We start from the raw sequence: 11,686 nt of genomic DNA, 5'->3' as shown, positions 1-11,686 counted from the left end.
CGCCTCTTTCTTGATCTCTTCCGAATACGTTTTATACTTTTGTCCCTTAATTGCCATACAAAAATGCACCCCCTAGAATTTCATCGGATAAACCAGGGGTTTATTCCAATGTCCATTCTAAGGGGTGCACTTCAGAGCTAGCAGGTGTCTTTTTTCTGGGTTTACATTAACTGGTTTTTCATGTCATATAAGTTAACATTGTTTTCAAAAATACCTTACATAGGTATTGACGTCAGGTTATCTCCCGGCATATAATGACGAAAAGAAATCGAAAGATTATGAACATTGTTAAGCTGTTTAAGTCTTAATGTTCGGAAATTGGGAGGAAGAGACATGTCGGTAGAGAAAGTATTGCAAACCATTAAAGAGAACAATATTGAGTGGGTCGATTTTCGTTTTGTAGACTTGTCGGGACGGGTTCATCATATTAGCTTGCCGGCTTCAGAAGTAGACGAAGAAACATTCGTGAACGGGGTAGCATTTGATGGATCTTCTATTCCAGGATTCCGCGGCATTGAAGAATCGGATATGGTTATGATGCCTGATCCGGAGTCTTGCTATATCGATCCGTTTACAGCACATCCTACGCTTAACATTATGAGCAACATCTATACTCCGGAAGGGGATGCTTACGAGCGTGACCCGCGCGGTATCGCAGCTCGTGCCGAGCAATACCTTCAGGAGGCCGGTATCGGAACAGCGGCATTCTTTGCACCGGAATCCGAGTTCTTCCTGTTTGATGAAGTTCGCTATGAAAGCTCCATGAACAGCTCCAGCTATTTCGTAGACTCCGAGGAAGCGCATTGGAATACGAACCGTAAGGAGGAAGGCGGCAACCTTGGCTTCAAAGTTGGCGTTAAGGGCGGATATGTTCCAGTAGCGCCTGTGGATACGCAGCAAGATATCCGCAGCGAAATGTGTCGTTTGCTTGATGAAGCAGGACTTCACGTTGAGCGTCACCACCATGAAGTAGCAACTGCCGGCCAAGCGGAAATCAACTTCCGTTTCGATACATTGAAAAAAACAGCTGACAATTTGTTGATCTATAAATATATCGTGCATAACACAGCGCGCCAATATGGCAAAACCGCTACGTTCATGCCGAAGCCATTGTTCGGGGATAACGGAAGCGGCATGCACGTTCACCAATCCATTTTCGATGGCGACACTCCATTGTTCTACGAGAAAGGCGCTTATGCGAACCTGAGCGAAACAGCGATCCACTATATCGGCGGTATTCTGTACCATGCGCCTGCATTGATCGCTTTGACGAATCCGAGCACCAACTCCTTCAAACGTCTGGTACCAGGCTATGAAGCACCGGTTAACCTCGTATTCTCGAAGGGCAACCGCTCTGCCGCAGTGCGGATTCCGGTTGCGGCCGTAACGCCTAAAGGCTGCCGCATCGAGTTCCGTACACCGGATTCCACGGCGAACCCTTACCTTGCATTCTCCGCTATGCTGATGGCTGGCTTGGACGGTATCAAGCGCAAAATCGATCCAACCGCACTCGGATATGGACCATTCGATAAAAACATCTACGAATTGTCTGACGCCGAGAAGAAAGAAATCCGCAGCGTACCGGGTTCCCTGGATGAAGCTTTGGATGCACTTCAAGCAGACTATGAATTCTTGACAGAAGGCGGCGTATTCACGCAGGAATTCCTCGAGAATTTCATCGAATTCAAGCGTGCCGAAGCTAAAGCGGTTAATATCCGCGTTCATCCGCACGAGTACTCCCTGTACTACGATCTGTAATAAACAACGTTAAAAAGCCCAGGGCATGATGCCCTGGGTTTTTTTTTGTACACATATAAGTCTGGCTAGGGTTTAGGTGCGGATTACCATGCCAAATGAGATCAAGGGCTATTTTCAAAGGCATGCATTACTAGCGCTGCTCTTAGCTAAAACATACCCGTCACTAAAGCTTTACTCTCAAAAGTAACCATAGTTATGCGTATTGCTTCCGCAAGATTCACGGACGATGAGCTCAGGCTCAACGACGAAGGAGCTCACGGGTGATTGCTTATGGATTAGGTCGTAGAGCATGAGCGCTGCCAGGCGGCCGATTTTCTCTTTATTTTGCCGAATCGTCGTTAATTTGGGAGTTGTATATTTGCACGCTTCAATGTCGTCACAACCGATGATCGATACATCGTCAGGGACATTCAGACCGTGTTCCTGAAGCGCTTGGATGGCTCCAATCGCAATCTGGTCGGAGGCTGCAAAGATCGCGCGGGGGAGAGAACCCGCTTGAATCAGCCGCGTCATGGCTTTATATCCGCTTGCCTCATGAAAATCCTCACCGTTCAGGAACCATTCCCCACGGGCCGGAAGCCCGAAGCTTTCCATGGCGTTACGATAACCGGCCTCACGCATGTTGGAGATTTCAGACTCCTTGCTGCCTCCGATGAACCCCAAGTCTCTGAGGCCTTGAAGATAGAAATGCTCCACGACCTTCGAGGACATTTTGTAATTATCGGACATGATATGCCCCGACATTTCGCCGAACAGTTCTATATCGACCCCAATGCACGGAATGTCGCTCTCATCAAGCTCCTTAATGGAGGGCTCGATTTCCTCGCCGGATATAATGACACAGCCATCCACCTGATAATGACGGCATCGGCCGAGGTAGTCGGCGTCATCCCCTTGGAATTTCTCATTCGAAAAAAACAGCAGATCGTAACCGAGCACCCCCATTTGCTTCTTAAAGGAATTGAGAACTTCAACAAAAAAAGGATGGGTAAAATCGACATTCAGCTTTCCCGCAAATATGATGCCGATTAAATTGGATTTTTTGGTTGCTAATGTTTTCGCGGAGTTCGAAGGGGTGTATCCCGTCTCTTTCATAATTTCCAACACCCGTGCTTTGGTTTCCTCGGACACATCACTGTAGTTGTTGATAATCTTGGAGACGGTGGATACGGATACCCCGGCCATTTTAGCGATTGTTTTAATGTTTAACGCCATGCGAAACGCCCCTTATTCTGTTTATGATGTCACTTCATAATTTTCGTAAGTTTTCGTTAATCATGATTGCCAATGATCTGTATGTGTAAGGTTAAGGAGAGAAAGAGCCGTTCTATACGTGTTTTTTGCTCGAAATATGTGGTTTAAGAACAAGATTTTATATGATCCGATAGAGTGATAACGGAAAATATATCAATGGAGCCTACCATTGTGATCAGTATTATCCAATCCGGTTGCAACGTATACAGCACATATCCGAAACTGTTTCGTAAATTAGTGTATCTGCTTTACCTAGGTAAGTCAATGAAGAGAATAACCAGGATGCTTGTGATAGAAAGGAATTATACTGAAATATGTTCAATAATGAAATATTGCGATAAAGAGAAAAAAAGCTTTGACAAACAAAAAATTATGAGTAATAATAGGCCTTGCGAAACCGCTTTCGGTATATTTCGCTAAATTACGAAAATTTATAATGAATGTTTCGTAACATCAAGATTATACTGGGCGAGAAAAGGCGAAAATGATGAATCCGGTTTCATAATGAATTGCACTTTAATTTCAGGGGGTAAAGAAATGATTAAGAAATTATCAGCAATACTTTTGGCGGGTGCTCTGACTTTCTCGCTAGCGGCTTGCGGAAGCAGCGATTCGGCCGATAAAGGTACACCTGCGAAAGGTGATAAAAAGGTCATCAAAATTTTACACTGGAAACAAGATAACATCAATAAAGCGGTTGAAGAGATCAACAAGAAATTTGAAGAGAAATATCCCGAGTATAAAATCGAGTATACCACTACGGGTCCTGATGACGAATACAAACAGGCGCAGAGAGCGAGAATTACCGCTAATGACGTCGACGTTTTGGCTGATTTATCGGGTATGAGACTCTCCCCGCAGGAATGGACACCGGGTGCGAAAGTGCCTGATTGGCAGCAGTGGATCGATACAGGCTTGATCGCTGATTTGTCCGACCAAGCCTTCATTAAGAATTATAACGCTAACGATATCGAAAAAGCCGGAACTTATAACGATAAAGTGTATGCTATCCCAACGGGCAAGGTTGCGATGTCCGGTCTGTTCTACAATAAGGAAATCTTCGAGCAGAATGGTTTGAGCGTACCGAAAACATGGTCTGAGTTCATCAAGCTGAACGATGATCTGAAAGCCAAAGGCATTACCCCGATTGTTGTTGCAGGTAAAGACGTATGGCCATTGAAACTTCCTGTTTTCGCGCTGCAAGCAAAAATTCTGGGCGGCGGAGATCAGCAGAAATGGATTGAAGGCGTTTGGAAAGGCGAGACGGCTTACAACGATGAAGAGGCAATCGAAGTATTGGAAAAAATGAAGACGCTTCAAGACAATTACATGATTGACGGATTCATGGGGATTGATTACGCAACGGCGCCTTCCTATTTTGCCACAGGAAAAGCAGCGATGCTGGCTGATGGCTCCTGGGATGCTCCAACCGTCGCAGCAGCGAATCCGGAGCTGAAATTCGGTTACTTCCCGCTTCCGGCTACGGAAGATGCAGCCAAGAATTCCTCCTTTGTCGGCAAGTATGACGTAACCTGGTATGCTGCCGAGAAGGGACCGAACAAAGAAGGGGCTCTAAAATGGCTTGAGTTCTTCTCCGAGCCGGAAAATTACACGACCTTCGTGAAAGCTGCCGGCTTCATCCCGACACAGGATAACATTCAGACGGAGAGCGACTTTATTGACAATGAACTGACTCCATATCTCGGAGAGTTCGAATTGGCGTACGAAATCATGATGATTAACCGTCAAAATATCGGCGAGCATCTGGCTGCAGAAGGCGTTCATACGGAATTCCTGGCACCGGGCGGCCCGTACAAAACAGCAAAAGAGCTGGCTGACATTCAACAAAAAGAATGGGAAGCTGCCGCTCCAAAATAAAGCTTCTTCTATTATAAAGAGACCTATATAGAATGAACCATACTGTAGTCGGGGTCTGTGCAGCAGGCCCCGACATTTATTGAAATGGGATTTGCGAGGTGAGAGAGATGTATCCATTTGGAAAAGGATTTAACCGATTCATCCCCTTATTGCTGCTGCTGATACCGATGGCGCTTTACATCGTCTTTTATTTTGGACCATCGATCCTGACGGTCATCTATTCCTTTACCGATGTCAAGAACCTCCCGGGCAGCACGTACCAATTTGTCGGGCTGGATAATTATAAGGAATTATTTTTCTCTGGGAACTCAGGAGAGCGGTGGCGTTCCATCGTAAACACCCTGATCTTTATGTTCGTTGTTACGATCGTGCAGAACGGGGTCGCTCTGTTTATCGCCGTCATCATTAACCAGCGCCTGAAAGGCGATTACTTCTATCGTGCCGTATTCTTCCTGCCGGTGGTTCTGGGCGTAGCTGTCGTCGCTCTGATCTGGGGCATGATGTTCGATCCGTTAAACGGACCGGTCAATCGACTCTACGACGCGCTCTTCGGCTATCAGGACATGTTCTTCGGGAGCTTTACTCATGCGTTCGGCTATATTATCTTCGTCCAGATTTGGATGTACATGGGCTATTCCATGCTGATCTTTCTGACCGGGCTCCAATCGGTCCCTAAAGATTTATACGAGGCGGGGCATATTGACGGCACCAGCAAGTGGCAGTCCTTCCGTCATATTACATTCCCTTTGATCGCACCGTCCTTCACGGTGAATATGCTGTTATCCATCATTGGCGCCATGTCGACCTTTGATATCATTTTGGCGACAACGGACGGTCGCTTCAATACAAGGACGATGGCGTATGACGTGTACAAAGAGACATTCCGGGGAAGTTTGGAAATGGGCCTTCCTTCAGCGTTATCCGTTGTTCAGTTCCTGATTATTCTCCTCTTTGTTGTGGTGGCGGTCAGACAGACGCGTAAGAGAGAGGTGGAGTATTGATGCGAAATTCCAAAACCACGCAAATTCTTTCTTACGCCGTCGTAGGTTTGCTGCTGATTCTGTATGTCGTTCCGCTGCTGCTTGTATTCAATGTATCGCTCAAATCCTTCAACGAGTATCTGCTCAACCCGATCGGGATCGTTCAGAACATGGAATGGGGCAATTACACGCAAGCATGGTCTGAAGGCAATTTCGCCGGTTATTTTGCGAACAGCTTGATATATACGGTAGCGGCGACGCTGCTGACCATCATTGTGTCGTTGTTTGCGGCGTTTCCGGTAGCGCGCGGATATGTGATGTGGAGCGGCTTTATTTATATGTTCTTTTTGCTGTCCCAGTTTCTTCCGAATCCGATGGTGGCCCAGTATAAACTCATGCTGTCCTTCAAGGAGAGCGTATCGTTCTTCGGGTATGATACCAAGCTCGGTTATATCCTGCTGAAAACGACGGGAACGGGAGTTGTGTTCATGATGTTTGTCGGCTACATCAAGTCGATTAGCCGCGATTTGGATGAGGCGGCAGGCATGGATGGTTCCGGTTATATCCGTTACCTGTTCCAGATCATTCTGCCGCTGATGAAACCGGTTATCGCAACGGGCGTCATTCTGACCGCGATCGGAATTTGGAATGATTTTGTCGGTCCGATCATGTATCTCCCAAGTCCGTCCAATTATCCCATTACGTTCGGCCTGAAGGAATTCAGGGGGCAATACGGGAATAACTGGCCGCTGCTTGCATGCGGAATTACGATCGTAGCCGCACCGTTGATCATTCTGTACACGTTTATACAGAAATATCTGGTAGACGGGGCGCTGGCGGGAGCCGTCAAATCCTAAGGTATAGAGGGGAATAAATCGCGATATGAAATCAACAGGATGGAAGTTTGAGGGGAACCAGGGTGTCTTTAAGATAAGTCATCCCGAACATCATAACTATTTATATTTTCCTTTAGTGAATGAGGCCGGCATGATGTCGGCCGTCACGCCGAATCTTCACGGTGAAATGACCAGCAGTCATAATACGTTTTTCATGCCGCCCGTTTCGGTGGAGGATCTTCACAATTCCAAGTCCGCGCGTAACTTTTGGGTGCATGTTGACGGGCATGGCGCATGGTCCGTAACCGGCAATTCAGCCAAGCAGAATGCAAGCCGGTTCATGAACGAGGAAGATGAAAGCCAGTTGGAAGCCGGGTTTTTATGGCATAAGCTGACGCGGATTAATGGAGAGGCCGGACTGCAAGCGGAAGTAACGAGTTTCGTTCCGGTAACGGATGACCAGGTCGAATTAATGAAAGTGAAGCTGACCAACGTAGGCGAGCAGACGCTAAAACTAACCCCTACCGCGGCGATCCCGTTGTATGGCCGTTCGGCAGACGACCTGCGGGACCATCGCCATGTGACATCTCTTCTTCACCGGATATTTGTCCATCGTAAAGGGATCGAAGTGCAGCCTGCTCTCTCATTTGACGAGCGGGGTCACCGTATCAATCACGTATCCTACAGTGTGCTGGGTGCGGAAGCGCACGGTGCGGAGCCTATTGGTTATTTTCCGGTGCTTGAAGAATTTATTGGGGAAGGCGGTGCGCTCGATTGGCCTGAGGCGGTCATTGCCAATAAGCAAGCGGTCGCGCAAGCAGGAGATTCCTTGGCGGGATACGAGGCCATTGGAGGCCTGCGGTTTGCGGGGGTGCAGCTGCAGCCTGGTGAATCGAAGGCTTATGTTATGGCGATGGTCATTTCGGAAGGTCGCGCCGAGATTGGAAGACTTGCCGAAACGTATTTATCGGTGAGACGCTATGATGAGCTGCTTGCGCAGAATGAAGCCTATTGGAATGATAAACTGAATGCCATATCCTTCCAGACCGGTGATCAGCAGCAGGACCTGTGGATGAAATGGGTAACCTTGCAGCCGATATTGAGACGTCTTTATGGCAATTCATTCCTTCCTTATCATGACTATGGCCGTGGGGGACGTGGATGGCGTGACCTATGGCAGGACTGCCTGGCATTGATGATCATGGAACCGTCCGAGGTCCGGTATCTGCTGCTTAATAATTACGCGGGTGTACGGATTGACGGAAGCAATGCAACGATTATCGGAACGAAGCCCGGTGAGTTCATCGCTGACCGGAACAACATACCGCGGGTGTGGATGGATCACGGTGCATGGCCATTCATGACCACGCTGCTTTATATGGATCAGAGCGGGGATTTGGATTTCCTGAATCAGCCGCAGACCTATTTCCGCGATGTATTCGTGAAACGCTGCCAGGAGAAGGACATCGGATGGCTGCCTGAGCACGGGAATCAGCTCTTAACCGTGGACGGTGAGGTATATGAAGGTACGATACTGGAGCATATGCTGCTGCAGAATCTGGTTCCGTTCTTTAATGTAGGGGAGCACAATAACATCAAGCTTGAGGGGGCAGATTGGAATGATGGTCTTGATCTTGCCCCGGATCGAGGCGAGAGCGTAGCCTTTACTGCGTTCTATGCAAGCAATTTGATGCAGCTTGGCGATCTGCTGCTGGCATGGCGGGACAGCGAAGGCGTGGAGTTAATTGAAATAGCAGAGGAAATGGCCGTGCTGCTCGATTCGCTAACGGCTCCCGTCTCATACGACGATGTGCAGGAGAAGCTGGGGCTGCTTGATCAGTATTATGAGTCCGTTAAAGTCTCCGTGACCGGAAACAAACGAAAGTTTAGCGTGGCGGATGTTGTGCAGGACTTGAAACGGAAAGCCGACTGGACCATCCGGCATTTGCGCGACAAAGAATGGATGACGAGCCAAGAAGGATATTCGTGGTTTAACGGTTACTACAATAACGATGGAGAGCGCGTGGAGGGTGATCATCCCCTTGGCGTCCGGATGACGCTCACTGGTCAGGTCTTTGCTATTATGGGCGGAATAGCGGACAATGAACAGGTAGGGCAAATAACGAAGGCGGTTGATCGGTATTTAAAAGATCCGAGCATCGGCTATCGCTTGAATTCGAACTTTGGCGAGATTCAGCAAAATCTCGGGAGGGCATTCGGGTTCGCTTTCGGCCATAAAGAGAATGGAGCTATGTTCAGTCATATGAGCGTCATGTACGCTAACGCTCTCTATAAGAGAGGTTTTGTCCGAGAGGGATATGAGGTATTGCAATCGATTTACGATTTAAGCAATGACTTTAAACGCAGCCGCATGTATCCGGGTATTCCCGAGTACATCAACGAGAAGGGGAGAGGGATGTATCCCTATCTTACCGGGTCGGCAAGCTGGCTTTTGCTGACCATGCTGACCGAGGTTTTTGGAGTAAAAGGAAATCTGGGACATCTGCTCCTGGAGCCGAAGCTCAGGCCTTCGCAGTTCGGAGCTGACGGTACTGCCGTTGTTCATACGCGGTTTGCGGGTAAAGAGCTTCAAATTGTATACAGCAATCCGAAGCGGCTGGATTACGGAAGCTATACGATTCAATCGGTTACGCTGAACGGCGAGAAGGTTCAGCTGCGCAGTCAGAAGCAGGAGGCTGCCGAACTGGATCGCAGCTTGCTGTCCCCGTTATCCGATGACGAGTGTCAGCGGATTCTTGTCGAGCTTGCCTGACACACGAGCATACAATATTTCGGAAGCCCTGGCAGGCAAATCGGCCGGGGCTTCTTCATCATGAATGGAGCGATTGTTTTGGGACATCAATTAGTAAATGGACAATTGGAAGTTGATATTGCGGAAATCGGCCGTTATCAAGGCACGCGTTTTGACCGGACCGGTTTCATTACCCAGGTCAAATTGACCAAGAGCGGTCACACCTTCTGTGTGCATGAGTTTGCAGATGGGTTTAACGCTCAGGGTGGGTCCGGATTGTGCAACGAGTTTGGACTGCATGAGGGGATGGGTTATGCAGAGGCCGAAGTAGGAGGATGGTTTCCTAAATTAGGGGTGGGGCTTCTTAAACGGGTCAGCGAGGACCCGTATCATTTTCAGTATACGTATCCGGTGGAACCTTTCGATATCGATATGACTTCGGATGATGTGAGCATTTCCTATACGATTCATCCAAAGAACGTCAAGGGGTATGCGGCAAAGCTCGTTAAGAAAATCTCGATTCAGGACACGGCAATGACGATAGATTATGAGCTCTGCAATGAAGGAAGCCAGAGGATCGATACGGAGGAGTATATTCATAATTTCATAGGGATTAACGAGGAGCTGGTAGGACCAGAGTATAAGCTGAAGTTACCGGTCCCTGTCCGTTTTACGGAGGTCGAATCGGATTATACATCGGATCTGCTATCCGTTCAGGATTGCGAGATAGGCTGGAACGCCAGACCGAACAAGCCTTTTTACGGAAGAATACAAGGCTTTAACGGCAGCGAGTTTCCTTATTCATGGGAGCTAACACACACTGCCAGCAGGGCGGGAGTAAGGGAGATCAGTGATTTTCCGGTTGCGTATATGGCTCTGTGGGGGACGGGCCATGTCATCTCGCCGGAAGTGTTTATTCAACTGAGCCTGGCTCCCGGAGAAAAGAGAACCTGGAGCAGAAAGTATCAATTCTTCTGTTGGTAGCCGGACAATTTAATGTGAATAATTACACTTGAAGGTCTATGGGATTGTTGCTATGATTAGCGTTAATTAGCATTCATAGTAGAGAAAGGGTGGAGAGTCTTTTGAGCAAGAGAGCATACAATTTTAACGCAGGACCTGCTGCATTGCCGCTTGAAGTGTTGGAGCGCGCCCAGGCCGAATTCGTCAATTACGGGGATACCGGCATGTCGATCATGGAAATGTCGCATCGCGGTGCTGTGTATGAAGCCGTTCATAACGAAGCGCAGGAGCGCCTGCTGTCCCTGCTGGGGAATCCATCCGGCTATAAGGTGTTGTTCATCCAGGGCGGTGCAAGCACACAATTTGCGATGATTCCGATGAACTTCCTGGGACAAGACCAGGTTGCGAACTATGTAATGACGGGAAGCTGGTCTGACAAGGCGATTAAGGAAGCCAAGCTGATCGGCGAAACTCATGTGGCTGCCTCTTCCGAGGAGAGCAAGTACATGGCTCTGCCTAGCCTTAAGGACATCCAGCTGTCGGATCGTGCAGCTTATCTCCATCTTACGTCCAATGAAACGATTGAAGGTACGCAGTTTAAGGAATTCCCGGATACCGGCTCGGTGCCGCTTATCTGTGATATGTCGAGCGATATTCTCAGCCGTCCGTTCGATTTGAACCAATTCGCCATGGTTTATGCGGGTGCCCAGAAGAACCTGGGGCCGTCCGGCGTTGCGGTTGTGATCGTTAGAGAGGATATGATTACAGATTCTCCTAAACATCTGCCAACTATGCTCCGTTACAATACGTATTTGAAAAATAACTCGCTGTACAATACGCCGCCGTCATTCGGCATCTATATGATCAACGAAGTGCTGAAGTGGATTGAGGAGAAGGGCGGCCTGCAAGGCGTTCAAGAGATGAACCGCAAGAAAGCCGCACTCATCTACGATGCCATCGATCACAGCGAAGGCTTCTACCGCGGCTGCGTGAATGCAGAGGTCCGTTCCGATATGAACATTACCTTCCGTCTTGCCTCCGAGGAGCTGGAGAAGGAATTCGTGAAGGCTTCGGAGCAAGCGGGCTTTGTCGGCCTGAAGGGTCATCGCAGCGTCGGCGGTTTGCGGGCTTCGGTCTATAACGCCGTTCCGTACGAGAGCGCTCAGGCGCTCGTAGAATTCATGCAGCAGTTTAAGAACAGTCATAGCTAATATTATATAAGGATTACACCACGATAACCTTCCGCCGTTCGGCGGAAGGTTATT

At 48.4% G+C, this 11,686-nt stretch carries 8 protein-coding genes; 7 read left to right on the top strand and 1 reads right to left on the bottom strand.

Going from position 1 to position 11,686, the window contains the following annotated elements:
* Positions 1–333 precede the first annotated feature (333 nt).
* Positions 334–1,758: a type I glutamate--ammonia ligase gene (gene glnA / locus ACPV3A_RS29955; RefSeq protein ID WP_426203301.1), complete on the top strand. Its 1,425-nt coding sequence runs from the start codon at positions 334–336 to the stop codon at positions 1,756–1,758.
* A gap of 177 nt (positions 1,759–1,935) precedes the next feature.
* Here glnA and ACPV3A_RS29950 read toward each other — a convergent pair whose 3' ends face one another.
* On the bottom strand, positions 1,936–2,973 hold the full coding sequence (locus ACPV3A_RS29950) for a LacI family DNA-binding transcriptional regulator (protein WP_426203298.1): 1,038 nt from the start codon (positions 2,971–2,973) through the stop codon (positions 1,936–1,938).
* A 576-nt stretch (positions 2,974–3,549) separates the two neighbouring features.
* On the opposite strand from ACPV3A_RS29950, the gene ACPV3A_RS29945 reads away from it, so the two are divergent.
* From ACPV3A_RS29945 to serC, 6 genes are all read left to right on the top strand, one after another.
* Positions 3,550–4,890 (top strand): ABC transporter substrate-binding protein, encoded by a 1,341-nt coding sequence (locus tag ACPV3A_RS29945; RefSeq protein WP_071217868.1) that lies wholly within the window; start codon positions 3,550–3,552, stop codon positions 4,888–4,890.
* A 107-nt stretch (positions 4,891–4,997) separates the two neighbouring features.
* Complete coding sequence (locus ACPV3A_RS29940) at positions 4,998–5,891, top strand: carbohydrate ABC transporter permease (RefSeq protein ID WP_426203294.1); 894 nt, start codon at positions 4,998–5,000, stop codon at positions 5,889–5,891.
* Positions 5,891–6,727, top strand: a complete 837-nt coding sequence (locus ACPV3A_RS29935; protein WP_071217870.1) for a carbohydrate ABC transporter permease — start codon at positions 5,891–5,893, stop codon at positions 6,725–6,727. Before ACPV3A_RS29940 ends, ACPV3A_RS29935 begins: the two co-directional genes overlap by 1 nt.
* Positions 6,728–6,752: 25 nt before the next feature.
* A complete protein-coding gene (locus ACPV3A_RS29930; protein WP_426203291.1) occupies positions 6,753–9,479 on the top strand; it encodes a GH36-type glycosyl hydrolase domain-containing protein in 2,727 nt (908 codons plus the stop codon).
* Positions 9,480–9,539: 60 nt separating this feature from the next.
* Entirely contained in the window at positions 9,540–10,442 is a 903-nt protein-coding gene (locus ACPV3A_RS29925; protein WP_426203288.1) for a hypothetical protein, read from the top strand.
* Positions 10,443–10,543: 101 nt separating this feature from the next.
* Complete coding sequence (gene serC / locus ACPV3A_RS29920; RefSeq protein WP_260068135.1) at positions 10,544–11,632, top strand: 3-phosphoserine/phosphohydroxythreonine transaminase; 1,089 nt, start codon at positions 10,544–10,546, stop codon at positions 11,630–11,632.
* Positions 11,633–11,686: the final 54 nt, after the last annotated feature.

The organism is Paenibacillus sp. Dod16 (genome assembly GCF_049893405.1).
GTDB lineage: Bacteria > Bacillota > Bacilli > Paenibacillales > Paenibacillaceae > Paenibacillus_AQ.
The sequence above is the reverse complement of the archived record's forward strand: the minus strand, read 5'-3'. Positions and strand labels throughout refer to the sequence as shown.